At 71.1% G+C, this 26,851-nt stretch carries 26 protein-coding genes and 1 tRNA gene; 14 read left to right on the forward strand and 13 right to left on the reverse strand.

Annotated elements, in window-relative coordinates; all coding sequences use genetic code 11:
- The first annotated feature begins 66 nt into the window (after positions 1-66).
- Positions 67-960: a transposase gene (locus HMPREF2833_RS12675; protein ID WP_237573777.1), complete on the forward strand. Its 894-nt coding sequence runs from the start codon at positions 67-69 to the stop codon at positions 958-960.
- A gap of 299 nt (positions 961-1,259) precedes the next feature.
- Here the strand turns inward: HMPREF2833_RS12675 and ychF are convergent, their stop codons facing one another.
- The gene (gene ychF / locus HMPREF2833_RS04340) at positions 1,260-2,345 is read right to left on the reverse strand and encodes a redox-regulated ATPase YchF (RefSeq protein WP_070636782.1); all 1,086 of its coding nucleotides are present in this window, start codon (positions 2,343-2,345) and stop codon (positions 1,260-1,262) included.
- A 244-nt stretch (positions 2,346-2,589) separates the two neighbouring features.
- Here ychF and HMPREF2833_RS04345 point away from each other — a divergent pair, with 244 nt between their 5' ends.
- The 5 genes from HMPREF2833_RS04345 to rmuC all read left to right on the forward strand — a co-directional run bounded on the left by HMPREF2833_RS04345 (position 2,590) and on the right by rmuC (position 7,559).
- Positions 2,590-3,516 carry an ABC transporter ATP-binding protein gene (locus HMPREF2833_RS04345; protein ID WP_070636783.1) on the forward strand — a complete coding sequence of 309 codons (927 nt, stop codon included), beginning with the start codon at positions 2,590-2,592 and terminating at the stop codon, positions 3,514-3,516.
- Positions 3,517-3,579: 63 nt separating this feature from the next.
- Positions 3,580-4,341 (forward strand): ABC transporter permease, encoded by a 762-nt coding sequence (locus HMPREF2833_RS04350; protein WP_070636784.1) that lies wholly within the window; start codon positions 3,580-3,582, stop codon positions 4,339-4,341.
- Complete coding sequence (locus HMPREF2833_RS04355; protein ID WP_070636785.1) at positions 4,338-5,678, forward strand: sensor histidine kinase; 1,341 nt, start codon at positions 4,338-4,340, stop codon at positions 5,676-5,678. The genes HMPREF2833_RS04350 and HMPREF2833_RS04355 overlap by 4 nt, the downstream gene beginning before the upstream one ends.
- Positions 5,675-6,286 carry a response regulator transcription factor gene (locus HMPREF2833_RS04360; RefSeq protein ID WP_047978175.1) on the forward strand — a complete coding sequence of 204 codons (612 nt, stop codon included), beginning with the start codon at positions 5,675-5,677 and terminating at the stop codon, positions 6,284-6,286. Before HMPREF2833_RS04355 ends, HMPREF2833_RS04360 begins: the two co-directional genes overlap by 4 nt.
- 70 nt (positions 6,287-6,356) lie before the next feature.
- Positions 6,357-7,559 carry a DNA recombination protein RmuC gene (gene rmuC / locus HMPREF2833_RS04365; RefSeq protein ID WP_047978174.1) on the forward strand — a complete coding sequence of 401 codons (1,203 nt, stop codon included), beginning with the start codon at positions 6,357-6,359 and terminating at the stop codon, positions 7,557-7,559.
- A gap of 194 nt (positions 7,560-7,753) precedes the next feature.
- On the opposite strand, the gene HMPREF2833_RS04370 is transcribed toward rmuC, so the two are convergent.
- Both HMPREF2833_RS04370 and HMPREF2833_RS04375 read right to left on the reverse strand, forming a co-directional pair.
- The gene (locus HMPREF2833_RS04370) at positions 7,754-8,833 is read right to left on the reverse strand and encodes a 4-hydroxy-3-methylbut-2-enyl diphosphate reductase (RefSeq protein WP_019309567.1); all 1,080 of its coding nucleotides are present in this window, start codon (positions 8,831-8,833) and stop codon (positions 7,754-7,756) included.
- A complete protein-coding gene (locus HMPREF2833_RS04375) occupies positions 8,817-9,743 on the reverse strand; it encodes a hypothetical protein (RefSeq protein WP_070636786.1) in 927 nt (308 codons plus the stop codon). Before HMPREF2833_RS04375 ends, HMPREF2833_RS04370 begins: the two co-directional genes overlap by 17 nt.
- Before the next feature lie 58 nt (positions 9,744-9,801).
- Between HMPREF2833_RS04375 and xseA the strand changes: the two genes are divergently transcribed.
- Together xseA and HMPREF2833_RS04385 are read left to right on the forward strand one after the other, a co-directional pair.
- Positions 9,802-11,121 (forward strand): exodeoxyribonuclease VII large subunit, encoded by a 1,320-nt coding sequence (gene xseA / locus HMPREF2833_RS04380; RefSeq protein WP_047978172.1) that lies wholly within the window; start codon positions 9,802-9,804, stop codon positions 11,119-11,121.
- Positions 11,122-11,223: 102 nt separating this feature from the next.
- Complete coding sequence (locus HMPREF2833_RS04385; RefSeq protein WP_019309570.1) at positions 11,224-11,514, forward strand: exodeoxyribonuclease VII small subunit; 291 nt, start codon at positions 11,224-11,226, stop codon at positions 11,512-11,514.
- A 13-nt stretch (positions 11,515-11,527) separates the two neighbouring features.
- Here the strand turns inward: HMPREF2833_RS04385 and HMPREF2833_RS04390 are convergent, their stop codons facing one another.
- The 3 genes from HMPREF2833_RS04390 to HMPREF2833_RS04400 form a co-directional block, all read right to left on the reverse strand.
- Positions 11,528-12,745: a pyridoxal phosphate-dependent aminotransferase gene (locus tag HMPREF2833_RS04390; protein ID WP_019309571.1), complete on the reverse strand. Its 1,218-nt coding sequence runs from the start codon at positions 12,743-12,745 to the stop codon at positions 11,528-11,530.
- A 109-nt stretch (positions 12,746-12,854) separates the two neighbouring features.
- Entirely contained in the window at positions 12,855-13,907 is a 1,053-nt protein-coding gene (locus HMPREF2833_RS04395; protein WP_070636787.1) for a glycine betaine ABC transporter substrate-binding protein, read from the reverse strand.
- Complete coding sequence (locus HMPREF2833_RS04400; RefSeq protein ID WP_019309573.1) at positions 13,904-14,422, reverse strand: NUDIX hydrolase; 519 nt, start codon at positions 14,420-14,422, stop codon at positions 13,904-13,906. Before HMPREF2833_RS04400 ends, HMPREF2833_RS04395 begins: the two co-directional genes overlap by 4 nt.
- A gap of 37 nt (positions 14,423-14,459) precedes the next feature.
- Here HMPREF2833_RS04400 and corA point away from each other — a divergent pair, with 37 nt between their 5' ends.
- A complete protein-coding gene (corA, locus tag HMPREF2833_RS04405; protein WP_019309574.1) occupies positions 14,460-15,491 on the forward strand; it encodes a magnesium/cobalt transporter CorA in 1,032 nt (343 codons plus the stop codon).
- A gap of 128 nt (positions 15,492-15,619) precedes the next feature.
- Complete coding sequence (locus tag HMPREF2833_RS04410; protein ID WP_070636788.1) at positions 15,620-16,696, forward strand: mechanosensitive ion channel family protein; 1,077 nt, start codon at positions 15,620-15,622, stop codon at positions 16,694-16,696.
- 108 nt (positions 16,697-16,804) lie between these two features.
- Here the strand turns inward: HMPREF2833_RS04410 and HMPREF2833_RS04415 are convergent, their stop codons facing one another.
- Positions 16,805-17,821: a LysR substrate-binding domain-containing protein gene (locus HMPREF2833_RS04415; RefSeq protein WP_019309576.1), complete on the reverse strand. Its 1,017-nt coding sequence runs from the start codon at positions 17,819-17,821 to the stop codon at positions 16,805-16,807.
- A 109-nt stretch (positions 17,822-17,930) separates the two neighbouring features.
- Between HMPREF2833_RS04415 and HMPREF2833_RS04420 the strand changes: the two genes are divergently transcribed.
- The 4 genes from HMPREF2833_RS04420 to HMPREF2833_RS04435 all read left to right on the forward strand — a co-directional run bounded on the left by HMPREF2833_RS04420 (position 17,931) and on the right by HMPREF2833_RS04435 (position 20,420).
- Positions 17,931-18,003: transfer RNA gene (locus tag HMPREF2833_RS04420), tRNA-Ala, on the forward strand.
- A 170-nt stretch (positions 18,004-18,173) separates the two neighbouring features.
- Complete coding sequence (locus HMPREF2833_RS04425) at positions 18,174-18,815, forward strand: pyroglutamyl-peptidase I (RefSeq protein ID WP_019309577.1); 642 nt, start codon at positions 18,174-18,176, stop codon at positions 18,813-18,815.
- A gap of 196 nt (positions 18,816-19,011) precedes the next feature.
- Positions 19,012-19,491, forward strand: a complete 480-nt coding sequence (locus HMPREF2833_RS04430; RefSeq protein ID WP_070636789.1) for an ArsR/SmtB family transcription factor — start codon at positions 19,012-19,014, stop codon at positions 19,489-19,491.
- Positions 19,491-20,420: a cation diffusion facilitator family transporter gene (locus HMPREF2833_RS04435; protein WP_070636790.1), complete on the forward strand. Its 930-nt coding sequence runs from the start codon at positions 19,491-19,493 to the stop codon at positions 20,418-20,420. Before HMPREF2833_RS04430 ends, HMPREF2833_RS04435 begins: the two co-directional genes overlap by 1 nt.
- Positions 20,421-20,454: 34 nt before the next feature.
- Here the strand turns inward: HMPREF2833_RS04435 and HMPREF2833_RS04440 are convergent, their stop codons facing one another.
- The 6 genes from HMPREF2833_RS04440 to HMPREF2833_RS04465 form a co-directional block, all read right to left on the reverse strand.
- The gene (locus HMPREF2833_RS04440) at positions 20,455-21,639 is read right to left on the reverse strand and encodes a M20 metallopeptidase family protein (protein WP_019309580.1); all 1,185 of its coding nucleotides are present in this window, start codon (positions 21,637-21,639) and stop codon (positions 20,455-20,457) included.
- Between the two features lie 169 nt (positions 21,640-21,808).
- A complete protein-coding gene (locus HMPREF2833_RS04445) occupies positions 21,809-22,993 on the reverse strand; it encodes a M20 metallopeptidase family protein (RefSeq protein WP_019309581.1) in 1,185 nt (394 codons plus the stop codon).
- A gap of 30 nt (positions 22,994-23,023) precedes the next feature.
- Complete coding sequence (locus HMPREF2833_RS04450) at positions 23,024-23,737, reverse strand: DUF3253 domain-containing protein (RefSeq protein ID WP_180956155.1); 714 nt, start codon at positions 23,735-23,737, stop codon at positions 23,024-23,026.
- Entirely contained in the window at positions 23,734-24,684 is a 951-nt protein-coding gene (locus HMPREF2833_RS04455) for a WcbI family polysaccharide biosynthesis putative acetyltransferase (protein WP_047978165.1), read from the reverse strand. The genes HMPREF2833_RS04450 and HMPREF2833_RS04455 overlap by 4 nt, the downstream gene beginning before the upstream one ends.
- Complete coding sequence (locus tag HMPREF2833_RS04460; protein ID WP_070636791.1) at positions 24,677-25,915, reverse strand: glycosyltransferase family 2 protein; 1,239 nt, start codon at positions 25,913-25,915, stop codon at positions 24,677-24,679. Before HMPREF2833_RS04460 ends, HMPREF2833_RS04455 begins: the two co-directional genes overlap by 8 nt.
- Complete coding sequence (locus HMPREF2833_RS04465) at positions 25,912-26,823, reverse strand: glycosyltransferase family protein (RefSeq protein WP_223246034.1); 912 nt, start codon at positions 26,821-26,823, stop codon at positions 25,912-25,914. The genes HMPREF2833_RS04460 and HMPREF2833_RS04465 overlap by 4 nt, the downstream gene beginning before the upstream one ends.
- Between the last annotated feature and the right edge of the window lie 28 nt (positions 26,824-26,851).

Consider the following 26,851-nt stretch of genomic DNA (forward strand, 5'->3'; position numbering starts at 1 on the left):
TCTAGTTGCGGTTCGGTGGGTCTCGCTCGACTCGCATTGCGGCCGCATCAGACCTTGAAGGAGGGCGTGACGATTCCCAGTTCGCAACAGATCCCTGAGGACGGCCCGAACGTCCTCCCCCGCGTCCTGCACACACCACGCAGCAGGGCACTGCTCTCGGAATCGCGGGCCCAAGCGGAGGAGGCAAAGCGAGAGGAGTGGGCAGGCAACGACTCCCAGTTGCCGTATGAAGCCTATGCAGCGGGCGAGCCATGCCGCGCGTGTGGGCGTGCCCTTCTCGGTGAGCCAGCCCTGGGAACCGATGAAGAGAGCATTGCCCTGATCGACGCCGACAATGCCGAGTTCCGAGCCGAACATGAGGCGTGCAACATGGGCGTTTGGCGTCTCGCGGGCAACAGGGTGGAGCACTGCCACCTGTGCACCCCGTTCCCGCCACTTTCGCCGACTCAGCGCGATGAGTTCCGACAGCTCCTGCACCCGTCCTCATTGCGCATCGACCGCAGCGCCGTCTGGCGTGTGGAACTGACCTGTCAGCACGTCGAGACCCTGGCCGGGCACGCCGCTAACTATGTGGAGTCAACCGTCCAATGCACCAACTGCGCCGTTATCCGCGGCGTGGTCAAGGCCGTGCGAATCGACGACCAGGCGAAGGATGATGCCGGTAGTAGCACCGTCGACCGCCTCCAGCCTGGCTATCAACGACTCACAGATGAGCAGTGGAGCTGGATCAAGCACATCGTTCAGGCAGAAGAAGGCCCTCGCCGAGGGCGGCCACGCACTGACATACGCACGATCGTCGACGCTGCTCTCTACAAGACCCGCACTGGCATCACGTGGCGCGAGCTCCCAGCAGCGTTCGGGCCATGGCAGACCGCCTTGCGCCGGCACCCCGAATTGATCGCAAGCTCCCAATGGGAAGAGATCACTCGCACTGTGGCGGAACGAGACCTGCCCCGATAAACCCTTACAGTGTTGGCGCAACCGGCTTTTGAGTGAGACTGCTTATTGAGTCGGCGCATCTGCCGAGAAATCGCGCGTCGAACGACTCGAACCCGCCCCGGAGCTGGCCAGTCGAGGCTGCTTGCTAGAGACGCTACCGCACCGCAAAAGCAAGACTCGGCCCCTGCAGAAGCTCCGCAGATGCCGATCACAGTCCCAGGTCAGCGGGACAAACGCTTAGCAACTGATGTTAAATCAGAACTCGTCCGCCGAGCCAGATCGGAAGCTGCGAAAATAAAATCCCTGGTCAAAGGCGCTTTTTAGACGTTGAACCGGAACTCCACCACATCCCCATCCTGCATCACGTACTCCTTGCCCTCCATGCGCACCTTGCCCGCGGCCTTCGCGTCGGCCATGGACCCGGCGGCCATGAGGTCGTCGTAGGAGACGATCTCTGCCTTGATGAATCCCCGCTCGAAGTCCGAGTGGATCACCCCGGCGGCCTTGGGGGCGGTGTCGCCCTGGTTGATGGTCCACGCGCGGGCCTCCTTGGGGCCGGCGGTGAGGTAGGTCTGCAGGCCCAGGGTGGAGAAGCCCACGCGGGCCAGCTTGTCCAGGCCGGACTCGTCCTGGCCCTCCATCTCCAACATCTCGCGGGCCTCCTCCTCGGAGAGCTCCACGAGGTCAGCCTCGAGCTTCGCGTCCAGGAACACACACTGCGCGGGCGCCACCAGCGCCTCCAGCTCAGCCTGACGCTCGGGTGAGGACAGCACGCCCTCGTCCGCGTTGAACACGTAGATGAACGGCTTGGCGGTGAGCAGATTCAGCTCACGCAGGTTGTCGGTGTCGAGCTTCTCGGGCCCGGCGGCCTCGAAGATCGTGCGGCCCTCCGCCAGCACCTTCTCCGCGGCCTGGTACGCCGCGAGCTGCTCGGGCGAGCCCTTTTTGATCTTGACCTGCTTCTCCAGCTTGGGGATCGCGTTCTCCAGGGTCTGCAGGTCCGCCAGGATCAGCTCGGTGTTGATGGTCTCGCGGTCCGAGGCCGGGTCGATCTTGCCGTCCACGTGGATCACGTCCGGATCGTCGAACACGCGGATCACCTGGGCGATCGCGTGCGCCTCACGAATGTTGGCCAGGAACTGGTTGCCCAGCCCCTCCCCCTCGGACGCGCCCTTCACGATGCCCGCGATGTCCACGAAGGACACCGTGGCCGGCACGATCTTCTGCGAGTCGAACAGCTCCGCGAGCTTGTCCAGCCGCTCGTCCGGCAGGTTCACCACGCCCACGTTCGGCTCGATGGTCGCGAACGGATAGTTCGCGGCGAGCACCGTGTTGCGCGTGAGCGCGTTGAACAGGGTTGATTTTCCGACGTTCGGCAGACCGACGATTCCAATAGTAAGAGCCACGGTCCGCCATCTTACCGGGGCCGCCCGACGACGCCGCCACGCGACTCCGCGCCCCGCCGCACCACCGCGCGGTCCCCGCCCACGGCCCCGACCGGGGCAAGGGCACAGCGGTCCGTATCCACGCAGAGCACCGGGCCAGTGCGCTTTGCGGCACCCTCCCGCAACCCCACCCCTGACACATGTCATGCCCCACTCGTGACAATCCGCAGTTCAGCGCCACCCCGCCGCACGGGAATCTGAACCCATGAACACCACACACCCACCGCAGCCCCACTCCCCCGCCATCCAGGTGCAGGACGCCGTCAAGACCTTCCGCACCCGCTCCGAGACGGTCCGCGCCGTGCAGGGTGTCTCGCTGGAGATCCCGCGCGGCGGCGTCGTCGCCCTGCTGGGACCGAACGGCGCCGGGAAGACGACCCTGCTGGACATGGTGCTCGGCATGAGCGAGCCCACCTCCGGCGCGGTGAGCGTGTGCGGCGAGCGCCCCCGCGCGGCCGTGGCCCACGGCAAGGTGGGCGCGGTGCAGCAGGTGGGCGGGCTGCTCGCGGACCTGAGCGTGCGCGAGACCGTGACCATGATCGCGTCCCTCTACCCGGACCACCTGCCCGTGGACGAGGCGCTGGAACGGGCGGGAGCGGCGTCGTTCGCGCGCCGGAAGGTGGCCAAGTGCTCGGGCGGGCAGCAGCAGCGCGTCCGCTTCGCCCTGGCCCTGCTCCCGCGCCCCGAGCTGCTCGTGCTGGACGAGCCGACCGCGGGCATGGACGTGCAGTCCCGCACCGAGTTCTGGGACGCGATGCGCGCCGAGACCGAGCGCGGGCTCACGGTCGTGTTCGCCACGCACTACCTTCAGGAGGCGGAGGACGTCGCCGAGCGGATCGTCCTGATGGACGCCGGGCGCCTCACGTTCGACGGCTCCGTGGACGAGCTGCGCTCCACGTCCCGGCACCACACCGTCTCCTTCGTGTGGCCGGCCGGCGAACCGCTGCCCGAGTTCGCGGGCGCCACCGTCTCGCGCCGCTCGGAGTCCCGCGTGCACCTGCGCACCGAGGATGCGGACGCCCTCGCCCGCGAGCTGCTGACCCGCACCCCCGCGAGCGCCCTGGAGATCTCCCGCGGCGGCCTCGACGAGGCGTTCGCCGCGCTGGTCCGGCACGACGACGCCGCCGCGTGAGCCAGCGCGCGGCGCGCCGCAGCTCACACCCCTGAACCGCATCCCGACCCCGAGGAGACCATCATGTCCCTGACCTACACCGCCCACGACGTCCTGCGGAACGTCCGCGCGATCCCCAACCTGGTGTTCGTGGCCCTGCTGCCCGCCGTGCTGTTCATCCTGTTCGGCGCGGTGCAGGGCTGGTCCGACGCCCGCCTGCCCGGGGGCAACGTCTCCGCGTACGTGATGGTGTCGATGGCCGTGTACGGGGCCGTCACGGCCACCACCGCCATCTCCGCCGGCGCCGCCGTGGAGCGGCTGCAGGGCTGGGGCCGGCAGCTCGCGCTGACCCCCATGGGCACGGGCGGCTACGCGGCCACCAAGGTGGCGGTGGCCCTGCTGATCGCGGTGCTGCCCGTGGTCATCGTGTTCCTGGTGGGGGCGTTCACCAACGCCTCGATGGATGGTCTCTGGCGCTGGGCGCTGGCCGCCGTGCTGTGCGTGGTGGTCTCCGTGGTCTTCGCGTTCTACGGGCTTGCCGCGGGCCTGATCTTCCGCTCGGACACCGCCGTGGGGGCCGCCTCCGGCGCGCTGGTGGTGTTCGCGTTCTTCGGCAACGTGTTCATGCCGCTCTCCGGCGGGATGCTGGCCGTCGCCCGGTTCACCCCCATGTATGGAATCGTGGGCATTGCCCGCTATCCCGTGACCGAAGGTGAGGTGGCCACCATGGGCGGTGCCCCGCAGACCGACAGCCTGCTGTGGCTCGTGGTCAATGCCGTGGCCTGGGCCGCCGTGTTCGGGGTCATCGCGCTGCTGGCCGCCCGGACGTCCACGGCCCGCCGATGAGCGCTCCCACGGGGACCGCCCCGCGCCCACGCACCGAGGAACCCGAGCACGACTGGTCCGACCTGCTGTTCGCCACCGTCTGGCTCGTGTTCCTCGTGATTCCCGCCGCGGCACTGCTGCAGAGCGACGAGTCGGTCTGGGCCACTGCCCTGGGACTGCTCGGACTGGTGCTCTTCGCCGGGCTCTACACGCTCTCCTGGATCCGGCACATCCTGGTCCCGCGCCTGAGCGTGCTGGGCAACGCCGTGCTGTGGTGCGTGGTCCTTCTCGTGCCACTGGCCCTGCTGCTGCCGGCCTCTCCGTGGGGCATGACTTACATGGCCCCGTTCTTCGTGGCCGTGTGCGCGTTCCGGCTGCCCCTGCGCCAGGGCATCCTGGCCATGCTCCTGATCGAGGTGGCGGCCCTCGTTCCGTTGCTCATGCTGCTCCCCCGGGGACAGTGGTTCTGGCCGCTGTTCGGCCTGGTCCCGTCCGGGCTGATCATCCTGCTCTCCCGCTTCGCCGTGGAGCGCTCCGAGACCCACGAACGCCTGGCCCGCGAGCTCGAGGTCTCCCGGCAGCGTGAGTCCGTGGGCCGGGACGTCCACGACATCCTGGGCCACTCCCTCACGGTCATCACCGTCAAGACGCAGCTCGCCCAGCGGCTCGTGGAGACGGACCCGCAGCGCGCCGTCGCCGAGCTCGACGACGTCCTGGCGCTGTCCCGCGAAGCCCTCACCGACGTGCGCTCCACGGTCGGCAAGCTGCGGGACCTGGACCTGGGCGTCGAATTCGTCCAGGCACGCGCGGCCCTGCGCGCCGCCGGGATCACCCCGCACCTGCCGTCCTCGGTCCCGCCCCTGGACGCCGCCACCCGTTCCGCGTTCGCGTGGATCCTGCGGGAGGCCGTGACCAACGTGGTCCGCCACTCGGGCGCCGCGCACTGCCGCGTCACGGTCACCAGTTCGTCGCTGCGCATCGCGGACGACGGCGCACGGGCCGCGGGTGCCTCCACTCACCACTCAGCCCGGACCGGGACCGGCGCTCGTCCGGATGACGCGGCGCCCTCGACCAGCTGTCCGCGCACCGACGACGCTGCGGCGGATGCACTCACCCAGGACAAGGTGGTGCACGTCGGCCTGGACACGGAGCGGCCGGTGCGTGCCGGGGACCGCGGTGAGGCGCCGTCGTCGTGCTCCGGAACCGAGGAGAGCACCGGGGCCGGTGCCGCCGAGCCGGCGCTGCGAGAGGGCAACGGCATCCGCGGCATGAAGGAGCGGGCACGAGCGGCAGGATGTGACGTGACGGTCGCGCGGGATCCCCGGGGCGGCACGATCGTGGAGGTGAGGCGGGCATGACCGAGATCCGAGTGCTGATCGCGGACGACCAGGCCCTCGTGCGCGCCGGGCTGGCCGCCCTGCTGGACCTGGAACCGGACATCACCGTGGTGGCCCAGGCAGCGGACGGCGCCGAGGCGGTTGCTCTTGCCGGGAACCTCCCCGTGGACGTGGCCCTGCTGGACATCGAGATGCCGGGGCTCACGGGCCTGGAGGCCACCGAGCGGATCGTCGCCGCTGGGCGTGAGACGCGCTGCCTGATGGTCACCACGTTCGACCGTCCCGGCTACCTGCGGCGCGCGTTCGACGCCGGGGCGTCCGGTTTCGTGGTCAAAGACACCCCCGCTGCGGAGCTCGCGGAGGCCATCCGGAAGGTGCACGCCGGGCTGCGGGTGGTTGACCCGGCCCTGGCCGAGAAGTCCCTGCTGGCGGGGCCCAATCCCCTGACCCCGCGGGAGCAGGACGTGCTGCGCGAGGCGTCCCACGGGGCCTCGGCGGGACAGATCGGGCGGGCCCTGTACCTCTCCGCGGGCACGGTGCGCAACCACCTGTCCTCCGCGATCGGCAAGACCGGAACCGCCAACCGGACCGAGGCGGCGGCCGTCGCCGCGCGCAACGGGTGGCTGTAGCCTTCCGGACCCGTTGATGAGCTCCACCGGGACGCTTATGCGTGTCGGACGGAATTGTCATGGTGAGCGCATGGATGCTTCGGTGATGGCTCAGGTGTGGTGGTTGTGGGCGCTGTTCGCCCTCGTGGTGGGCATGGTGCTGGGGTACGTGCTGGCCCACCAGAAGTCGACGGCGCTGGAGACCGAGCTGGAGGAGGCCCAGGCGCAGCGGCTCGCCGCTCTGCAGGACGCCGCCTCCGCGCGGGCCGCAGCCGAGCAGCTCGAGCAGCGTGTGGAGTCCCTCGAGGCGCGAGCCGTGCAGGACCAGGACGTCATGCGCGCGCTGGCACCGCTCAACGACCAGCTCTCGTCCGTGGGACGGCACGTGAACCAGCTGGAGCGGGACCGTGCCCAGCAGTTCGGGGCCGTGGCCCAGGCCCTTGAAGCGGCCCGCACCACGGACCAGCAGCTGCTGCACGCCACCACCTCGTTGGAAGGCTCCCTGCGCTCCACCACCGCCCGCGGCGCCTGGGGTGAGATGCAACTGCGCCGCGTGGTGGAGGCCGCCGGCATGACCCGCCACGTGGACTTCACGGAGCAGACGGTGCGCTCCACGGATTCCGGCACCCAGCGCCCGGACATGGTGATCAACTTGCCCGGGGCGCAGACCGTGGTGGTGGACGCGAAGGCCCCCATGTCCTCCTACCTGGACGCCCAGGCCGTCCCCGCGGACGGCTCCCCCGAGAACGAGCAGCGCCGCGCCCAGCTGCTCACCGCGCACGCCAAGGCCCTGAGGGCCCACGTGAACACCCTGGGCACCAAGAAGTACTGGTCCGCAGAGGAGAACTCCCCCGAGCTGGTGATGTGCTTCGTGCCGGTCGAGTCCGCCCTCGCCGCCGCGCTGGACGCTGACGCCTCCCTGCTGGATCACGCGGCGCGTGCGAACGTGGCCCTGGTGTCCCCGGTGTCCCTGCTCGCCTCGCTCAAGGCCGTGGCGTTCAGCTGGCGTCAGGCCACCCTCACGGACAACGCACGAGAGCTGTACCGGCTGTCCCGGGAGCTCTACGACCGCATGGGCGCCGTGGGCAAGCACCTCTCCGACATGGGCGGTTCACTGCGGCGCTCGGTGGACGGCTACAACAAGCTGGTGGGTTCCCTCGAGTCCCGGGTCCTGCCCTCGGCGCGGAGGATTGCCGAGCTGGACCCCACGGCCACCGACTCCGAGGCGCTGGAGACGAGAACCGTGGAGTCCGTGCCGCGACCAGTCACGGCCACGGAGTTCGTGAACGACTGACCGCTGCCCAGGGCAAGGGCCTGGCACGGCGGCCCAGGGCAAGGGCCTGGCGCGACGGCTCAGGGGCAAGGTCCTGACGCCAGGGCTCGGGGGGGGGGACGAGGCGGTGCCAGGACTCAGCGAGAGGACCCGGAGCCAAGGCTCAGCGCGAGGGCCTGGATCCAGCGCTCAGCACGAGGTCTTGGCGTCAGGCCTCAGCGGGAGGGCTTGGTGCCGCGGCCACCCAGACCGCGGGTGGTGTCCCCGTCCTTCGCGAGCTTGGCGCGCAGCTCCTTGGGCAGGGAGAACAGGATGTCCTCCTGGGCGGTCACCACTTCTTCGACCTCCCCGTAGCCGTACTCCGCGAGCAGGTCCAGGACCTGCTGCACGAGCACCTCGGGGACGGAGGCTCCGGAGGTCAGCCCCACGGTGGCCACGCCCTCGAACCAGGACTCGTCCACCTGGTTGGCGAAGTCCACACGCTCTGCGCGCCGGGCCCCGTACTCCAGGGCCACTTCCTTGAGGCGCACCGAGTTGGAGGAGTTCGCCGAACCGACGACCAGCACCAGGTCCGCCTGCGGGGCGATCTCCTTGATCGCAGCCTGGCGGTTGGAGGTGGCGTAGCAGATGTCGTCGCTGGGCGGGTCGATCATGTTGGGGAACTTGGCGCGCAGCCGGTTCACCGTCTCCATGGTCTCGTCCACGCTCAGGGTGGTCTGGGAGAGCCACACGACCTTGTCGGGGTCGTGCACCTCCAGGGTGTCCACGTCCTCCGGGGAGTTCACGATCTGGATGTGCTCGGGGGCCTCCCCGAACGTGCCCTCGACCTCTTCGTGGCCCACGTGGCCGATCAGCAGGATCTCGTAGTCGTTCTTGGCGAAGCGCACGGCCTCGCGGTGCACCTTGGTGACCAGGGGGCAGGTGGCGTCGATGGTGTTGAGGTTGCGGTCCTGCGCGGACTGCACCACGGCCGGGGACACCCCGTGGGCGGAGAACACCACGAGCGATCCCTCCGGGACCTCGTCGGTCTCCTCCACGAACACGGCACCGCGTTCCTCGAGCGTCTGCACCACGTGCTTGTTGTGCACGATCTCCTTGCGCACGTACACCGGGGCGCCGTAGTGCTCCAGGGCCTTCTCCACGGCAATCACGGCCCGGTCCACGCCCGCGCAGTAGCCGCGCGGCGCTGCCAGGAGCACCTTGCGCCCGGTGACCGGAGCGGCGTCGGCAATCTCCTGGGGAGTGCGACGCACCCGGGGGACGGTGGGCATGGAGAGGTCAACCACGGTGGACATGCCCACTATCGTAAGTGACCGTACGGACACGCACCACGGCGCCGATCACACCCGCCAGCGCCACGACCCCCGCCCAGATCATGCCGGTGACGCCGCGTTCCGTGAAGGACTCCTGCAGCAACGAGACGATCTGCTCAGTCACCAGGTGCGCCACCGGGTCCACGGCGGCGGCGTCCACCACCGCGCGTCCGCCCGCGAGCGCCAGGGCGAGCACGATCCCCGTGCACACCACCCCCGCGACTCCCACTCCCGCGAGCGCGAGCCAGCGGCGCGGGGACACCACCACGGCGGCGATCCCGGCCGCGCCCGCGAGCCACGGCAGGACGTAGCGCCACTGGGCCAGCTGAACGAGGGCGTCCACCACCGCTCCCGTGTGCACGCCCGGGACGGTCACCGTGAAGTTCTGCTCGTCGATGCCCGGGGAGAAGCCCACGGCGTCCTCCACCTGGCGGTTCACGGCCTCCCCGAGCGCGCTGACGTCCACCACGAGCTCGTCCGGCGCGTGCCCGGCGGAGGGGGTCAGGGGGATGTTCGCGTCGTGGGTGTCGTTGAGCACCGCGAGCCACGCGCCCTCCTGCTCGGGCGCGGTCAGCCAGGACTGGGCGGAGTCCACCACCGTCTCGCGGATGGACTCGATCGTCCGGTCCACGGCGTCGATGCCGGTGGCTTTGTCCTCCAGGGCGCTGAAAGTCGCCCGGTCCAGCAGGGTGCGGACCAGCTCGTCCTGGAAGCTCGTCTCCGTGATCACGGACGCGGCGGTGTCCTGGAACCCGGAGGGCGAGAGCAGGTGGTCCTGCAGCCAGGACACCCCCAGCCACAGGGCGAAGCCTGCGCCGGCCAGCAGGGCCAGCGCAGCGGCGGCCACGCTGCGGAGGGCATCGGAGGGGTGGGGGAACGGCGAGGAGCTCACCGCTCCACTCTAGGGAGCAGCGGCTGTGCGTGTCCCCGACGGGTGATACTTATGTCCCATGGACACCTCGTCGTCTCCCAGCGCCGCGTTCCCCCCGGACGCCGAGCGCTCCGCCGCGCCGGCGGGTGCTCCGGCCGAGCTCCCCCGCCTGGCACGGGACACCACCCCCGAGAACCCCTGGCCGCTGAGCAAGCTCTCCCACTCCCTGCACGGCTGGGTCCAGAAGGCCCCGGACGCGTGGGTCGAGGGCCAGGTGATCGAGGTCAACGAGCGGGCCCGGGTCTGCTACGTGACCCTGCGGGACCTCCAGGAGGAGGTCTCCGTGAACGTCACCCTGTTCAAGAACGAGATGGCCCGGCTGGAGCGTCCCCTGGAACGGGGCTCGCGCGTGGTCGTGAGCCTCAAGGCGGACTTCTACGTCAAGACCGGGCGGCTCTCCATGCTGGGTCGGGACATCCGCCCCGTGGGACTCGGCGACCTCCTGGAGCGCCTGGAGAGGCTGCGCCGGTCCCTCGCGGACGAGGGACTGTTCGACCAGGCCCACAAGAAGCCTCTGCCGGTGCTCCCCCACCGCGTGGGGCTGATCACCGGGCGCAACTCGGACGCGGAGAAGGACGTGGTGCGCAACGCCACCAACCGCTGGCCGGGTGTGCAGTTCGAGATCCGCGAGGTCCCCGTCCAGGGCTCGGGCTCGGCACGCGCCGTCATCGGGGCCCTGCAGGATCTCGACGCCCTGGACGAGGTGGACGTCATCGTGATCGCCCGCGGTGGCGGTGCCTTCGAGGACCTGCTCTCGTTCAGTGACGAATCCCTGCTGCGCGCGGTCTTCGCGGCCCGGACCCCGGTGGTCAGCGCGATCGGCCACGAGAACGACCAGCCCCTGCTGGACCACGTGGCGGACGTCCGGGCCTCGACCCCCACGGACGCGGGCAAGCGCATCGTGCCGGATGTCCAGGACGAACGGCTGCGCCTCGGCCAGGCCCGCGCCGCACTGGACCGCGCCGTGGGTTCGATGCTCGACCGCGAGCAGCACGGCCTGGACACCGTGCGCTCACGTCCCGTGCTCGCCCAACCGGAGGGCATGATCCTGGTGCGCGAGGAGGACGTGGACCGGCTGCGCTCCCGCGCCTGGTCTGCCGCGAACTCCCTGGCCCTGCGGGCCCAGGACTCCGTGGTCCAGCTGCGCGCCCGGGTCCGTGCCCTGTCCCCGCAGCAGACCCTGGACCGCGGCTACGCCGTGGTGCAGACCGCGGACGGCTCCGTGCTCACGGACGCCGCCCGCGCGGAGACGGGCCAGTCCCTCACCGTGCGGCTGGCCGCCGGAGAGCTGGGCGTGGACGTCACCGCCGCCAGTACCCGTCAGCCGGGCGAGCGCTGAGGCGTTCGCCCGTCCCACCAGCGACCGGACAGGGCATCCGACCCGGGGCGCACAGCACCCGCACACCACGCATCACCAGGCACCACCACCGGAAGGAACACCGTGGCACAGCAGAACCAGAGCACCGACTCCCAGCAGAGCCCCCAGCAGGGCGCGCCGGACCTCTCCGACGTGGACCAGCTCGGCTACGAGCAGGCCCGCGAGCAGCTCGTGCAGATCGTCTCCCAGCTCGAGACGGGCGGCGCCTCCCTCGAGGAGTCCCTGCGGCTGTGGGAGCGCGGCGAGGCCCTGGCCACCCGTTGCGAGCAGTGGCTCGACGGCGCCCGGGAACGGCTCGACGCCGCCCGCGCCCGACGGGAGAGCCGGGACCAGGCGGCGTCGGACGCCGAGTAGGAGTAGGAACGGCCTACTGCTGGTAGGTCGAGAGGAACTCGCCCAGGCGGTCCAGGGCAGTGTCCAGCATGTCCACCGCGGGCAGGGTGACCAGTCGGAAGTGGTCGGGCTTGCCCCAGTTGAACGCCGTGCCGTGGCTGAGCAGGATCTTCTGCTCCTTGAGCAGGTCCAGGGCGAAGCGCTCGTCGTCCACGATCCCGAACTTCTCCACGTCCAGCTTGGGGAACAGGTACAGCGCACCGCGGGCCTGCTCGCACGTGACGCCGTCGATCTCGTTGAGCTTGCGGTGGGCGATGTCCCGCTGGGCCTTGAGCCGGCCGCCGGGGAGGATGAGGTCGTTGATCGACTGGTATCCGCCCAGGGCGGTCTGGATGGCGTGCTGCGCGGGGACGTTGGCGCACATGCGCATGTTGGCGAGCAGCTTGATGCCCTCCAGGTAGGACTCCGCGCGCCAGTTGGGCCCGGTGATCGCGAGCCACCCGGAGCGGTAGCCCGCCACGCGGTACGCCTTGGAGAGCCCGGAGAAGGTCAGGCACAGCACGTCCTCACCGGTGAGGCTCGCGGTGTTGATCATCTCGGCGTCGTCGTACGTGATCTTCTCGTAGATCTCGTCCGAGAACAGGATGAGGTCGTGCTCCTTGGCCAGGTCCACGATCTTCTGCAGGGTCTCCTTGGAGTACACCGCGCCCGTGGGGTTGTTGGGGTTGATGACCACGATGCCCTTGGTGCGCTCCGTGATCTTCGAGGCCATGTCCTCGAGGTCAGGGTTCCACCCGTTCTCCTCGTCGCACTCGTAGTGCACGGGGGTACCGCCGGACAGCGCCACGGACGCGGTCCACAGCGGGTAGTCCGGGGAGGGGATGAGCAGCTCGTCACCAGGGTTGCACAGTGCCTGCAGGGCCATGGTGATCAGCTCGGAGACGCCGTTGCCCAGGTAGACGTCGTCGGTGTCCAGGTTCATGATCCCGCGCGTCTGGTAGTACTGCACCACCGCGGTGCGGGCTGAGTAGATGCCCCGGGAGTCCGAGTAGCCCTGCGCGTTGGGCAGGTTCTTGATCATGTCCACCAGGATGGCGTCCGGTGCCTCGAAGCCGAAGGGTGCGGGGTTGCCGATGTTCAGGCGCAGGATGCGCTGACCCGCCGCCTCCATCTTCTCCGCCTGCTCCAGCACGGGGCCGCGGATGTCGTAGAGGACGTTCTTCAGTTTGTCGGACTGCTTCACCTTTGCCATGGGGCCAGACTACTCGCGGGTCCCCGGCGGTTCAGCGGTGCGACGCACCCGTTCCGGGTCCCCGGATCGGTCCACAGCGGGCATGGTGCCCCGCGGATCGCCTCCGGAGTCAGCGGGGCTGCTCCCGGAGGTAGGTGGCCGCCTTCTCGGGGCTCATGGCCGGATCCTCACCGCCGGTGAGCCGGGTGATGGTGGTGAGGTCCTCGGTGGTGAGTTCCGCGGTCACGGCGTTGACGCTGGACACCGCCTGGTCGCTGAGCTTCTCCGATCCCACCACCACGGCGTGCTCCGGGCGGAAGAGCCGGTTGGGGTCCTCCAGGGCCACGAGCCCGTCGTCCTGAATCACCGGTTCCGAGGACCGCAGCACGGCGGCCTGCACCTGATCGGTGAGCAGCGCGTCCACGAGCTCGTCGGTGGTCTTGTACTCGGGCGCGGCCTTGGGGTCGCAGTCGTAGTACGCCTTCAGGCCGGGCTCCCCCTGGGCGCTGTCCGCATAGTCGGTGGGCATCCCCACGGCGAGCTTGCCGCACTGCTTGCCCGAGCCGTCCAGGCTCTTGAGGTCGTACTGCGCGTCCGTGGCGGCGGTGACCACCACCTGGTCCGTGCGCTGGGCGCCGGAGGAGTCCAGCACCTCCAGACCGCTGGGCATCACGTCCGGCAGGGCCCGGTAGACGTCGTCCCCGGACGGCCCGGTCTCCCCCGTGATCCCCAGCAGCTGCCCGAGGGAGTCCAGGAGCCCGCGGGGGGCGTCGGTGTCCGCGGAGGCGCTGGGCGCCGGGGTGGGGCTCGCGCCGGTCGTCTGCGAGGCCGGCACCTCGTGCTGCCTCGCGTAGACGTAGAGGTCGCCCGTGAAGTCCGGGACCATGGTGGCCCGCCCGTCCTGCAGCGCGTCGAAGATCTCCGCGCGGGTGGATCCCACGTCCACCACGGTGGCGGGCACGCCGTCCGCACTGAGCCGCTGCTGGTACAGGTGCGCGAGCACGCGGGTCTGGGTGTCCACGCCCGCGGCGATCTTCACGGTCTCGGGCCCGGTGGACGACGCCGCCGCGCTGGGTTCCCCGCCGCCGGTCCCGTTCTGCCCGTCCCCCGCGGAGCAGCCGCTCAGCAGCAGGGCACCCGTGGCGAGCACGGCCACGGCCCGGAGCCGCCCGGGGTGGGTCACCGGTCCCCGCCGGGCTCGGTGGAGACGTCCTGCTCGGCCACGTTCTCCGGCGGTGTGGCCGCCGCGTCCACCACGTCGCTGAGCCCCGCGAGGCGAAGCCCCTGGTCCACGAGGTCCAGCCGCTTGATCGAGCCGAGCTGCGAGAACGGGACCCAGGCGGCGTCGTCCGAGGAGCCGTCCTGCTCCACCGCGAGATCACCGCCGGTGATGTGCGCGGTGTAGAGCACGCGGCACGCGTGGTTGCCGCGCGTGGTGGGGTCCAGGCGCTGCTCCGCGCTCATCCAGTAGCTGTGCACGCCCACGAGTCCGTCCGAGGCCACGTGGAACCCGGTCTCCTCGAAGACCTCCCGCACCATGGTCTCCTCGGGCTGCTCCCCCGGTTCCATGCCGCCGCCGGGAAGCGTCCACGCGCCCTCGAAATCGGGGTGGCGGGGGTTCCAGTGCGTGAGCAGGAGGTGCTCGTCGCGGGTGATCAGGGCGTAGGCGCCCACGCGGGAATCGAACGGCTGGCTCATGGCGGCCAGTCTAGTGGCGGACCCCCATAATGGGCGGGTGAGCATCGTGGAGAACGCCATCTATCGCAACGGCCGCAAGGTCGAGTCCCCGCGCTCCCTGGAGGAGACGTACAGCCTGCTGCGGCGGGTCATGGACCAGCCGGACGAGTCGGGCAGCGGCGAGGACACCGTGCTGGCGTGGATCGGGCTGTACCGCCCCGAGGCGGAGGAGATCCGCTCGCTCGCCGAGCACTTCCAGCTGCACGAGCTCGCCGTGGAGGACACCGTGCAGGCCCACCAGCGGCCCAAGATGGAGCGCTACGGGGACACGCTGTTCACCGTGATCCGCCCGGCCGTCTACCAGGACGAGACCGAGACCGTGGAGATCGGGGAGATCCACATCTTCACCGGCCCCAACTTCGTGATCACCATCCGTCACTCCGAGTCCCGTGGCGTGAGCCGGGTGCGCAAGCGCGTGGAGGCGGACCAGGAGCTGCTGTGCTTCGGCCCGGACGGGGTGCTCTACGCGCTGCTGGACCAGATCGTGGACGACTACTTCCCGGTGCTCTCCGGGCTGGAGAACGACATCGACGAGATCGAGGACGCCCTGTTCGCCGGGGAACCGAACGTGTCCCAGCGGATCTACGAGCTCGCCCGGGAGATCAACGACTTCCACCGCGGCGTGGCACCCCTGAGCACCGTGATGCAGCGGTACTTCGCGGGCTTCACCAAGTACGGCACCCACGAGGAGCTGCAGCACCGGCTGCGGGACGTCCTGGACCACGTGATCGCGGTGACCGGCAAGCTCGAGTCCATGCGCTCCTCGCTGACCGACGCCATGAGCCTGGACTCCACGCTCACCACGGCACGGCAGAACGAGGCCGCGATGGTCCAGAACGAGCAGATGAAGAAGATCTCCTCCTGGGCGGCCATCCTGTTCGCGCCGTCCATCGTGGGCTCCATCTACGGCATGAACTTCCAGGCCATGCCGGAACTGGAGTGGGCTTTCGGCTACCCCATGGCGCTCGTGCTCATGGTGCTCGTGGGCGTGGCGCTGTACGTGGTGTTCAAGGTCAAGGACTGGCTCTGAGCGTCTGAGCCGCCCCGGGTCTGCGTCGGGTCCGCGGGACCCGCCTGCCGACCGACGACGCCGCTCCCCCAGCTCCCGCCCCGGCCGCGCCAAGCGCACACCCACGGGCTGCGGATACGCTGAAGCCGATGCACAACCTCGAATTCTGGCTCGACAAACCCTTCCGCGTGCTCCTGGTGCTGATCGGGGGCGTGGTGGTCTCCGCCGTGGTGCGCCTGCTGATCCGCAAGGTCACCCGCGGCATCGCGCGCGGCACGCAATCCCGGATCGTCAAGCGCCTCGACCACGGCCAGTCCCGCTGGGTGCAGGACGCCGGGGTGGCCTCGGAGCGGCAGGCGCTGCGGGCCCGCACCATCGGTGCGGTGCTGGCTTCGGTGGCCACCATCATCGTGTGGGCCATCGCGATCCTCATGATCATCTCGGAACTGGGCTTCAACATCGCCCCGGTGATCGCCTCGGCGGGCATCGCCGGTGTGGCCCTGTCCTTCGGCGCGCAGTCCCTGGTGAAGGACTATCTGTCCGGCATCTTTATGGTGGCCGAGGACCAGCTGGGCATCGGTGACTCCGTGGACCTCGGGGAGGCGATCGGCACCGTGGAGAACGTGGGGTTGCGCGTGACCCAGGTGCGGGACGTCAAGGGCACCCTGTGGCACGTGCGCAACGGCGAGATCCTGCGGGTGGGCAACCAGTCCCAGGGCTGGGCCCGCTGCGTGCTGGACATCCCCGTGCCCTACGACACGAACATCGACCTGGTGGCGGACATGATCGAGCACGAGGCCCTGCTGGTGCGCGACGACCCGGACGTGGGCCCCAGCATCGTGGACGACCCCGAGGTGTGGGGCGTGGAGAACATCTCCGGGGAGAGCATCACCATCCGCCTCGCTGTCAAGACCGCCCCGCTCGAGCAGTGGGACGTGGCCCGGGTGATGCGCGTGCGGATCAAGAAGATGCTGGACCGGGACGGGCTGCGCATCCCCCTGACCAACCAGGTCACGGTGCGCACCGGCTCCGAGCCTGAGACCTTCGCTGACGCCCCCACCACGTCCTTCCCGATGCCGCGTGTGCCCACCACGGGCCAGGTGCGCACCACTCCGCTGCGCCCCCACGGCTCGGCCGCGGACAGCCACACACCGGACGGCCGCACCCCCAGCCGGGACGAGACCGGCGAGGGCACCACGTCCTCGGAACGCCGCGGGGACGGCTGAGCCACAGGCTCGGCCTCCGCTGCCACTCTTTCCGCAACAGACCCTCGCCCGACGCCGCTCGGAGCCCTTCCCGTCCGGCTCGACTCGTCCCGGGAGGCAGGCCCCGGCTCAGCGCCGCTTCTTGGACCGGCTGTTCTTGACCTTGCGCCCGGGCTTGCGGCGCAGCCCCGGCTTCGTGCTCGCCCCGGCCTTGGCCCACCCACCGGACTGGGGCTTGACGCTGCGCGTTGCCGGCTGCTTCTCCTGCGACTTCTCTGAGGCCGCAGGCTTCATCGCCCGTGACGGCCGCCCCTCTACCCCGGACGACGCCGCCTGGCCGGGCGCCGCGCCGTCGTCCCGCCCGCTGGACTCCTTGCGCCCACGCACGATGCCCACGAAGCGCTGCACCGCGCCCTCCATGTCCTCGTCCAGACCCCGGGGCCACACGAGGAAGACGGGGACGGTCGGGGCGTCCGTGAGTTCGCGGTGGGTGACGTCCTTGCGGGCGTGCAGCCGTGCCACGGACATCGGCAGCACCACGGGACCCACACCGGCGGCCGCGAGTTCCACGGCCATGGCGGCGTCGTCGATGTCCGCGTGCGCCTGGGGCGTGGACTCCTCCGCGAGCTGTGCCGTGGTGAGGCTGTCCAGGACCCCCAGGACGTCGTCGGTGCTCAGCACGGCCACCTGGAGCTCGTCGTAGAGGTGCACCGCGTGGTGAGTGGTGCGGAGGTGGTCCGGGTCGGGGTCCTCGGGCGACCAGTCGAGGCGGACGAAGCACGCGGTGACCTCCCCGGAGTCCAGGGCCTGCCGCCACCCGGCGGCCGTCAGCAGCTCGTCCCGGAGGACCGGCCGCATGCGGCGCTGGCGCCACCGGCCGAGCCACTTCCCCGGCATGACCCCGGGGACGTAGCCGACGGTGAGGAACGGCCCGGCGGCCTCGGGGTCCCCAGGGTGCAGGGCGTCCTCGTGAGCAGGAGCGTCGTCGTGGGCCGATGCGGGAGCGGCGTCGTCGTGGCCCGGGGCAGGCGCGGCGTCGTCGTGGCCCGGGGCGGGCGCAGCGGTGCCGCGAACGTCATCGGGGCCGTCTGCGGGATCTGCGGAGGAGAGCTGGGGCGAGGAAGGCGTGGGGTCCGCTGCGGTCATGGACCCACCCTAGGGCCAGTGCAGCCGCGGCGATCACCGCCCCGGGGCACCCGGCGCCCCGCGAATGTGCGAAATCCGTCCGGGAGGACTACAGTGACTCCTGTTGTTCGGGGCCTTAGCTCAGTTGGTAGAGCGTTTCGTTCGCAATGAAAAGGTCAGGGGTTCGATTCCCCTAGGCTCCACACCACGTCCACGGTCACGTGCTTTCGCACGAAGGATCGAGGGAACGCCGAGAAGGCCCTGGAACGCACCGTTCCGGGGCCTTCTTGCTGCCTCCGGTGGCTCCTGCCCCAGGGACACCGCGCATTCCGCGAGCATCGGCCGGTGCGCCGAGCGGCGATACGGTGGGCCCATGAAGATCCTCGTGACAGGCTTCGAGCCCTTCGGCGGTGAAACGGAGAACGCGAGCGGCACCGCCGTCCAGCGGCTCGGCGAGATCCCTGGTCCGGACGGCGTGAACCTCGCCACGGCGATCCTCCCGGTGACGTGGTCCGGCGCCGGTCCGGCGCTGCTGCGGGCTGTCGAGACCCACCAGCCGGACGCGATCATCGCCGTGGGAGAAGCGGGTGGCCGCGCGGTCGTCACTCCGGAGCGCTGGGCCAGGAACCTGGGGCACGGGCGCATCCCGGACAACGACGGTGTGGTGCGGGATGCCGCTCCCCTGGCCCCCGGGCCCGCACGCCTCGAGTCCCGCCTCGATCCTGCGGCTCTGACCCGGGCCATTCAGGACGCGGGAGTTCCCGCGGAGGTGTCCGAGGACGCTGGTGCATTCCTGTGCAACGCCGTCTTCTGGACCGCCCTGCACCGAACAGACCTGCCCGCCACGTTCATCCACGTGCCCGCGGTCAGGTCACAGGGAACCGCGAGCATCGGCGCCGAGACCGACCCGGAGAATGCCCGCGCGGAGTCCGCGCTGAACTTCAACGACATCACCCACGCCCTGGCCGCGGCGGTGGGCGCCGCCGCGCGGCAGCTACGACCTCATCACTCTTGAGCGCCTCAGTGAGCGGCCACCGTTCACTGTGCAGCTCGGGCCGGAGCACTCCGCTCGCGGCACTGACGCGGTGGACTGCACCGGGACCGGGCCACCCTCCGGCGGCAGGTTCCTCGCGTCCGGTGAGCTCGTCTCGTCCGCCGCAGAGGTCTCCTCTAGGCAGACACATCCGCCTTGTCAGCGATATCATCGTTGCATGGCGATCTGTCCTACCGACCTCCCTGCACTCGATGAGCAGGCCACCCACGCGTACGCGCACCTCTTCCAGGCCCTGAGCGAGCCCACCCGCCTGGCGGTCCTGCAGCATCTGGCCTCCGGCGAGCACCGCGTGCGGGATCTCGTGGCCCACATGGGGCTTGCGCAGTCCACGGTGAGCAAGCACCTGAGCTTTCTGGCGCAGTGCGGGCTCATCCGTTCCCGCCCCGAGGGCCGCGCCACGTGGTACTCCCTCACGCACCCCCACGAGCTGGCGGGACTCATCGCGGCGCCCGAGCAGCTGCTGGGTGCAACGGGCACCCGCGCGGTGCTGTGCACGCACCTGCACCACCCTCCCGCCAACCAGGAGCCCTTCCCGGACGGCCACCCCTCCGGGGTCCTTTCCGGGAACTCGGCCACGGGCGCCCCGCTCACCGGGGCCGCAGCTGCGCCGACGACGCCGCGGCAGGAGTCCCTCTGATGGGCGCCGGCCACGCGCACGACCACGGCGCTGGCGCGGGCGACCACCGCGGCCGGCTGTGGATCGCGTTCGGGCTGACCGCCGGAATGGTCCTCGCCCAGGCGGTGGGCTCCGTGCTCACGGGCAGCCTCGCCCTGCTCACGGACACCGTGCACGCCCTCACGGACGCCCTCGGTCTGCTGGTCGCCCTGGTGGCGGCCCACCTGATGCGCCGCCCTGCGAGTTCCAAGCACACGTGGGGGTTCCGACGTGTGGAGGTCATCGCCGCCCTCGCGCAGGCCACCCTCCTGCTGGGCGTGGGGATCTTCGCCGTGGTCGAGGGCATCCGGCGGCTGCTGGAGCCCCGGGTTGTGCCACCCACCGAGCTGCTCGTGTTCGGTGCGATCGGCCTGGCGTGCAACGTGGTCGCCATCCTGGTGCTCGCCTCCGGGCGCGGCGCCAACTTCAACATGCGCGCCGCGTTCCTGGAGGTGGCCAACGACGCCCTGGGGTCCCTCGGCGTCATCGTGGCCGCCGTGGTCATCGCCACCACCGGCTTCCAGCGGGCGGACACCGTGGCCGCCCTGTTCATCGCCGCGCTGATCCTGCCGCGGGCGGTCACCATCATGCGCGAGACCGCGGCGGTGCTCATGGAGTTCACGCCCCGGGGTCTCGACCTGGACCTGTTCCGCGAGCACATCATGGGGCTGCACCACGTGGTGGACGTGCACGACGTCCACGCCTCCACGGTCGCCACGGGCCTGCCCACCATCAGCGCCCACGTGGTGGTGGAGGACGAGTGCTTCCGGGACGGCCACGCCGCCGACCTGCTCAAGGACGTCAAGACGTGCGTGGCCGAGCACTTCGACGTCTCGGTCCACCACTCCACGTTCCAGATCGAGACCGTGGAGATCCGCGACTCCGAGTCCCACGAGGTCCTGCACGCCTGAGCCGGGTCCCACTGCCCCCGGAGTGACCGGCCGATCAGTCCCGCTGCAGGCGCCGCCACGCGAGCTCGGCGAGCGCCGCGGCCTGGGTGCCCAGCACGGCGTCGTCGAACAGCACCGTGGGCGAGTGGTTCCACCCGGGATTCTCCTGGTCCAGGTCCGGAGGGCTGCACTCCAGGAAGAAGAAGCAGCCCGGGACCTGGTCGAGCACGAACGAGAAGTCCTCGGAACCCATGAGCGGGTCCGCATCCTGGCGCACGTGCTCCTCCCCCACCAGCTCGGCCAGGGTGTTCGCCACGAACGCCGTCTCCGCGTCGTCGTTGAGGGTGAGCGGGTACAGCACGGTCCACTCCACCTCGGCGCGCACACCGTGGGCGGCGGCGATGCCGTGGGCCAGCTCGCGCACGGCGGCGGGGAAGGCCTCGTCACTGGCCGCGGACAGCGTGCGAACGCTCGCGCCCAGGCTCGCGCGGCCCGGGATCACGTTGATCGCCTCGCCCGCGGAGAGCTGCGTGATGGAGGCGACCACGGGGTCGAACACGCTGAACCGCCGCGTGACCATGGTCTGCAGGGCCGTGCCGAACTCGAGCAGCGCGGGAACGGGGTCCTTGGCGGTGTGCGGCTGGGACCCGTGTCCTCCCTCGCCGTGGAACGTGACGTGGAGGTAGTTGGCGCCCGCCATCGCGGTGCCGGGGCGGTACGTGAACAGCCCGCGCTCCCCGGGGAACACGTGGATCCCGTACGCGGCCACCGGCTTCTCGCCCGTGACCTCCAGCAGCCCCTCCTCGATCATGGGCTTGGCACCGCCCGGGCCCTCCTCCCCCGGCTGGAACATGAACACCACGCTCCCGGCGAGCTCGTCCCTCCGCGCGCTCAGCAGGTGCGCCGCTCCCACCAGCCCGGCCATGTGCAGGTCGTGACCGCACGCGTGCATCGCCCCGGTGGTCGAGGCGTACTCCAGCCCGGTCTGCTCGGTCACCGGCAGCCCGTCCATGTCGCCGCGCAGCAGCACCGTGGGCCCGGGCCTGGCGCCACGGAGCACCGCGACCACCGAGGACACCGAGTGCCCCAGGGTGACCTCCAGGTCCAGCCCGTCCAGGGCCTCGACGATCCGCTGCTGGGTCCACGGGAGGTCGTTGCCCACCTCCGGGTGGGCGTGCAGGGAGCGGCGCAGGGCAACGAGCTCCGGCTGCAGGGACGTGGCATGGTCGAGGAACGACATGGTGGAACTCCTTCACAACGGGAACGGGTGGGTGGTGGTCGGTGGGCCGCCAGACCACACGGCGACCCCCAAGGGGAACGTGGCGGCCCAGTCGATGGCGCACAGGTCCCGGCTCACAGGGCCCAGGAAGCGGCCCCGCACGAGGCCGGCCGGGACATCGGTGGGCGGCTCAGCCCCGCGCCACTCGCTCCCACGCCACCTCGGCAAGCGCGGCGGCCTGGTCCCCCAGGACGGAGTCGTCGAAGAGCACCGTGGGCGAGTGGTTCCAGCCGGCGTCCGCGGGATCCACCTCGGGCGGGGTGCAGTGCAGGAAGAAGTAGCACCCGGGGACCTCGCGCAGCACGAACGAGAAGTCCTCCGAGCCCATGCGGGGGTCCGGGTTCCGGGACACGCGCTCCGGGCCGAACACGCGGGCGAGCGTGTCGCTCACGAAGGCGGCCTCGGCGGCGTCGTTGACCGTGGGCGGGTACAGCGGGGACCAGTCCACCTGCGCGGTGAGCCCGTGGGCCGCGGCGATCCCGTCCGCGAGCTCCGTCACGAGCCGCGGGAACCGTGCGGACGTCTCCGGGGACAGGGTGCGCACGTCCCCGGAGATCCAGGCGCTCTCGGGGATCACGTTGTTCACCTCGCCGGCGGAGAGCCGGGTCATGGTGGCCACCACGGGGTCGAACACGCCGAACCGGCGGGTGACCATGGTCTGCAGCGCGGTGCCGAACTCGCACACGGCCGTCACGGGGTCCAGCGCGGTGTGGGGCTGCGAGCCGTGCCCGCCGCGTCCGTGGAAGGTCACGGTGAGGTTGTTGGCCCCGGCCATCGCGGTCCCGGGCCGGTAGCTGAACTGCCCCAGCGGCCCGGGGTTCACGTGGATGCCGTAGGCCGCCACCACGCGCTCCCCGGCGATGTCCAGCACGCCCTCCTCGATCATGGGCCTGGCGCCGCCCGGACCCTCCTCCCCCGGCTGGAACATGAACACGATGTTCCCGGCGAGCTCGTCCCGGCGCGCGCTCAGCAGCCTGGCCGCACCCACGAGGGCAGCGGTGTGGAGGTCGTGACCGCACGCGTGCATCGCCCCGTTGGTCGAGGCGTACTCCAGCCCGGTCTGCTCCACCACGGGCAGCCCGTCCATGTCACCGCGCAGCAGCACCGTGGGCCCGGGCCTCGCACCGCGCAGCACCGCGGTCACCGACGTGAGCGACTCGCCCTTCGTGAGCTCCAACCCGCACCCGTCCAGCGCGGCGAGGACCTGCTGCTGCGTCCACGGCAGGTCGGTGCCCAGTTCGGGGTTGGTGTGCAGTGTGCGGCGCAGCGCCACCAGCTCGTCGTGCATCCGGTGGGCGTCGTCCAGGAAGCTCACGTGCGGACTCCTCGGTCTCGGCGGGCGGGTTCACTCCCCGTCCGCGGGCATCCCCGCGAGGTCCGGTCCCGGTGCCAGCCGGATGGGACCGCGGGCTGTACAAGGGTCCACTGTCTCACCTTTTTGGGTGACTGTGACTTCTCCCACACCGGCCATCTCCCCCGCCACGTCCCGAATCTGCGGCATGAGGTCCCGCCAGTGCTCCCCGCCCAGGGTGCGGGCCACGTCCGACGGGCAGATGGTCTTCCCCGCCCGGTGCCGCAGCAGCGCCCGGATGGTCGCGGCCTCCCGTGCGCGCAGCCCGTCCTCGGTGGGCTCCTCCCACCACGGCTCCCCGCGCTCGCCCAGCGCCACCTTCGCGTCCTGCACGCGGTCCCGCGCGTGCTCGTCCCTGGACTTCACGGCGCGGCGCGCGCTCATCAGCTCGGCGACCAGCTCCTTCCGGAACGTCTCGGGGATCCCGGTGTCCGTGGCCCGCCACTTCCGGCCCTTGACCACGATGTGGTGCCCGTCCGGGGTGCGTTCCGGGCCCGACGACGCCGCTGCGCCGCCTTCCTGCCCGTTCTCGCCCTGTCCCGCGGGCCCGTTCCTGCGGCCCTGGCCCGGTTCCACGGACCCGTTCCCGCGATCCTTGCCGGGTCCCGCCGACCCGTTCGAGCGGTCCTCGCCCGGTTCCGCAGGCCCGTTCGCGCTGTCCTCGCCCGGTTCCGCAGGCCCATTCCCGCGTGCCTTGTCCGTGCTCATGCGCTCAATCCCAGTCGTTGAATCAGGTGCTCGTGGCGCCGCAGCCCCGCGGCCACCACGGACGGGTGCTGTGCGTACCAGCGCAGGTGCTCGGCGGCGATGTCCTGCGCGGGAACGTGCTCCCCGTGGATGACCCAGTCCTCGTGCGGCCCACCCTCGAGCTCGGCGGGGTCGTACCCGAGGGCCTCGAGGGTGCTCGCCAGGATGGGTGCCCGGATGCCGCCCAGCAGCACCCGGCCCGGATCCGGGACCGGCGCGGACAGCCCCGCATCGTCCAGCACCGCCGAGGCCACCGCCCGCAGCACCCCGTTGCCCGGGTGGTTGATCACGTGCACCGCGTTGGGTCCAGCGGCGTCCAGCAGGGAGGCGGCGTCGAGCGTGCGGTGGGCGTCCTGACGCAGCCGGAGCTGGGCGAGGGACTCCTCACGGGCGGCCCGGGCGGCGTCGGCGGACGGCGGGGTGAGGTCCACGCGCCGCTCTCCACGGGCGGCTGCGCTGAGCACCCGGAGGTCGTGGTACGGCGCGATCGGCGGATCTCCGACCCCGGGAGCGCGCACGATCGCGAGCGTGGGCATGAGCGCGGTCCATCGCATCACGGGCACCCGCACCACCCGGGCGTCCGGGGACAGCCGCGCCAGGACGTCGTCGGTGCCCAGCGGAAGCCCCCGGTAGCCCGCCGCGATCGGCTGCGTGACCAGCAGGGACAGCCGGGGCAGCAGGGCGTGCAGGTGCGGCAGGTCCTGATCCAGCAGCTCGTGCACCGGGGGCATCCGCACCCCGTGCCAGTCACCGGCGAGCGCGCCGTGCAGCAGCACGCGCAGGGACTCCGCCTGGCAGTTGCCGTGCACGGCGAACAGGGGCTTGTCCGGGAGCTCGCTCAGCCCGTAGAAGTCCCCGTAGTGGGCGCGGCGGCCCTCGTCCTGCGGGTCGAATCCCAGCTCAGCCATGGTGGCCCACCCTGTCCTCGAGTCGTCGGTCAGTGTCTGCGGGGTGCACCGCGCAGCCGGCGTGGTCACGGGGCATGCGCCGCGGAGAAGACTCCGCGCGGTGGACGGCGCGCACCGAGCGCACCGTGAGCACTCCCGGCACCTCGCTCTCTCCGCGCTCGCACCACACGCGCAGGGGCTCGTCCAGCGTCAGCGCAGCGTGGGCGTCCGCGAGCACCACGGCGCGCTCCAGCACCCCGGCCGGCGGCTCTCCCGTGCGCACGCGCGGGTCCGCGGCCAGCGCGGCCGGAACGTCCTGGCGGTCCACGAACCACAGCCCGGCGTCCGTGTCCCGCAGCAGGTGGCACGCGATGAGATACGCCTCGGCGTCCTCGCGGTGGCCGTGCACACGCACCACCGCCCAGGGCTGCTCGAAGACCACGCCGATCCCGCGCGTGCTCGGCAGGGGAATGCGCTGCGCAAGCGCGAGGGTCTCCGCGTCCTTCACGGCGCGGGTGTCCGCCCGCCCACCGAGGTCCGGACCGTCGTGCCACGCCCCGGCCCCGGGCACGTGGGCGAGGTTCGCCCCGAGCTGCCGGCACCGGTGGGCGAGGTCCCAGTCCTCGCCGCCGTAGCCCACGAGGGATTCGTCGAAACCGCCGCAGCGCTCGAAGAGCTCCCGGTCCACGGCCAGCAGCGCACTGATGACCAGCCGGAAATCCTCCACGCCCGCCTCACGCAGATTCGCGGTGCGTGCGTAGCCCTCCGCGAGCCAGGCGGGATCCTCCAGGCGCCGAGCACCGGGCACGTCCTCCCCCGCCACCCAGCGCAGCACGTCCTGGACCTCCAGCTCCGACAGCTCCGCGTGGTGGCGCGCTCCCACGGCGAGCGCACCGTGGCCGTCGTCCGCGGCGTCGCGGCCCGCGAGCAGCGCGGTGAGGAAACCCGGCTCGGGGATCATGTCCCCGTCCAGGAACACGAGCACCGTTCCCGACGACGCCCGCGCCCCCAGGTTTCGCGCGGCACCGGCTCGGAAGCCCAGGTTTTCCTGGCGCACCACCGAGCACGTGAACGGCGTGGCGGGAAGGACGGGCGGGGTGGCGGAGCCGTCGTCGGCGATGACCACCTCGAACTCCCGGGCGGTCATGTCCTGGCGGGCGAGGGCGGCGAGCAGCCGGTCCAGACCGCGTTGGTTCTCGAAGTAGGGGATCACCACGCTCACGCGGGGCGGGGCGGCGTGCTCGACCGTCATGACAGCTCCCCGCCGCCGGTGATCTGCTCCCACTGCACGGCCGCGGCCACTGCGCTGGACGGCAGGTCGGTGGTGCGCCACTCGTCCGGCGCGATCCACGTGCCCGCCGGGTCCTTGAGGGCACGGCGCAGTGCGCCGGGCAGATCATCGGTGAGGGTGAGCGCCCACGGAGCCCGTGCGGCAAGCTCCTCGAAGAACGGATGGGGCGTGACCAGCGGGCGGCGCCCGGCACTGATCCAGCGCCCCACGGACCCGGAGGCCGAGACGTGGGCGGGGGCGACCACCGGGACGGTGACCTGCTGCGCGGCGCGCGTCAGGGCGGCGTCGTCCAGGAAGCCCGTGGCACGGAAGGTGTGACCGGCGCGGCGGGCGGCACGGTCCAGCTGTTCCACGAGGTCCTCGTGACCGTCGGACGCGCGGCCGAGCGCGAGCACGTCCACGGGGAACGGCACGTCAGCCAGGGCATCCAACACACGGTCGTGCCCCTTTCCGGGGTAGAGGAAGCCCAGCATCCCCACGGTGGGCCGCTCCCCCTCGGTGGGGTGCTCGCCCGCAGCGGCGTGCCGTCGAGCGGCGTCCCACGCCCCGCGCTCCGGCGGATCGACCGGCAGGGGCGCCACGAGCACGGGAGCGCTGCCCGTGATCGGGACGTACCGCGCCAGCTGGGCCCGCTCGGAGTCGCTGCTCACGATGACGGTGCGGGCGGCGTCGGCCACCCGTGCGTAGCACGCGCGGCGGGCCTCGAACGCGTGGCCGTTGGCGGGCTGCGGGAGGTCGTGGAGCGTCACGGTGACCGGGCGGACGCGTGCGATCTCAGCCACCGCGTCCGCGGCACTGGCGGGCGTGGACCCGAAGATGCGGTCCGTGAAGTGCAGGTGCACCGGGGACCGCCCGGCGAGAAGTTCCATGCGGAGACGGTCGATGGGCCCCTCGACA

The sequence above is a fragment of the Kocuria sp. HMSC066H03 genome (assembly GCF_001812045.1).
In the GTDB taxonomy this organism is placed as follows: domain Bacteria; phylum Actinomycetota; class Actinomycetes; order Actinomycetales; family Micrococcaceae; genus Kocuria; species Kocuria rhizophila.

What these genes read in the sequence shown, in the direction of transcription:
- HMPREF2833_RS04355 (WP_070636785.1), top strand. Translation starts at nt 4,338, where the DNA reads ATGAGCGCTCCCACGGGGACCGCCCCGCGCCCACGCACCGAGGAACCC.
- HMPREF2833_RS04390 (WP_019309571.1), bottom strand. Translation starts at nt 12,745, where the DNA reads ATGGCAAAGGTGAAGCAGTCCGACAAACTGAAGAACGTCCTCTACGAC.
- HMPREF2833_RS04440 (WP_019309580.1), bottom strand. Translation starts at nt 21,639, where the DNA reads ATGTCGTTCCTCGACCATGCCACGTCCCTGCAGCCGGAGCTCGTTGCC.
- HMPREF2833_RS04455 (WP_047978165.1), bottom strand. Translation starts at nt 24,684, where the DNA reads ATGGCTGAGCTGGGATTCGACCCGCAGGACGAGGGCCGCCGCGCCCAC.
- HMPREF2833_RS04460 (WP_070636791.1), bottom strand. Translation starts at nt 25,915, where the DNA reads ATGACGGTCGAGCACGCCGCCCCGCCCCGCGTGAGCGTGGTGATCCCC.
- HMPREF2833_RS04450 (WP_180956155.1), bottom strand. Translation starts at nt 23,737, where the DNA reads ATGAGCACGGACAAGGCACGCGGGAATGGGCCTGCGGAACCGGGCGAG.
- HMPREF2833_RS04360 (WP_047978175.1), top strand. Translation starts at nt 5,675, where the DNA reads ATGACCGAGATCCGAGTGCTGATCGCGGACGACCAGGCCCTCGTGCGC.
- rmuC (WP_047978174.1), top strand. Translation starts at nt 6,357, where the DNA reads ATGGATGCTTCGGTGATGGCTCAGGTGTGGTGGTTGTGGGCGCTGTTC.
- HMPREF2833_RS04400 (WP_019309573.1), bottom strand. Translation starts at nt 14,422, where the DNA reads ATGAGCCAGCCGTTCGATTCCCGCGTGGGCGCCTACGCCCTGATCACC.
- HMPREF2833_RS04350 (WP_070636784.1), top strand. Translation starts at nt 3,580, where the DNA reads ATGTCCCTGACCTACACCGCCCACGACGTCCTGCGGAACGTCCGCGCG.
- HMPREF2833_RS04410 (WP_070636788.1), top strand. Translation starts at nt 15,620, where the DNA reads ATGCACAACCTCGAATTCTGGCTCGACAAACCCTTCCGCGTGCTCCTG.
- HMPREF2833_RS04465 (WP_223246034.1), bottom strand. Translation starts at nt 26,823, where the DNA reads ATGGAACTTCTCGCCGGGCGGTCCCCGGTGCACCTGCACTTCACGGAC.
- HMPREF2833_RS04430 (WP_070636789.1), top strand. Translation starts at nt 19,012, where the DNA reads ATGGCGATCTGTCCTACCGACCTCCCTGCACTCGATGAGCAGGCCACC.
- xseA (WP_047978172.1), top strand. Translation starts at nt 9,802, where the DNA reads ATGGACACCTCGTCGTCTCCCAGCGCCGCGTTCCCCCCGGACGCCGAG.
- HMPREF2833_RS04435 (WP_070636790.1), top strand. Translation starts at nt 19,491, where the DNA reads ATGGGCGCCGGCCACGCGCACGACCACGGCGCTGGCGCGGGCGACCAC.
- HMPREF2833_RS04370 (WP_019309567.1), bottom strand. Translation starts at nt 8,833, where the DNA reads ATGTCCACCGTGGTTGACCTCTCCATGCCCACCGTCCCCCGGGTGCGT.
- HMPREF2833_RS04415 (WP_019309576.1), bottom strand. Translation starts at nt 17,821, where the DNA reads ATGACCGCAGCGGACCCCACGCCTTCCTCGCCCCAGCTCTCCTCCGCA.
- HMPREF2833_RS04345 (WP_070636783.1), top strand. Translation starts at nt 2,590, where the DNA reads ATGAACACCACACACCCACCGCAGCCCCACTCCCCCGCCATCCAGGTG.
- HMPREF2833_RS04425 (WP_019309577.1), top strand. Translation starts at nt 18,174, where the DNA reads ATGAAGATCCTCGTGACAGGCTTCGAGCCCTTCGGCGGTGAAACGGAG.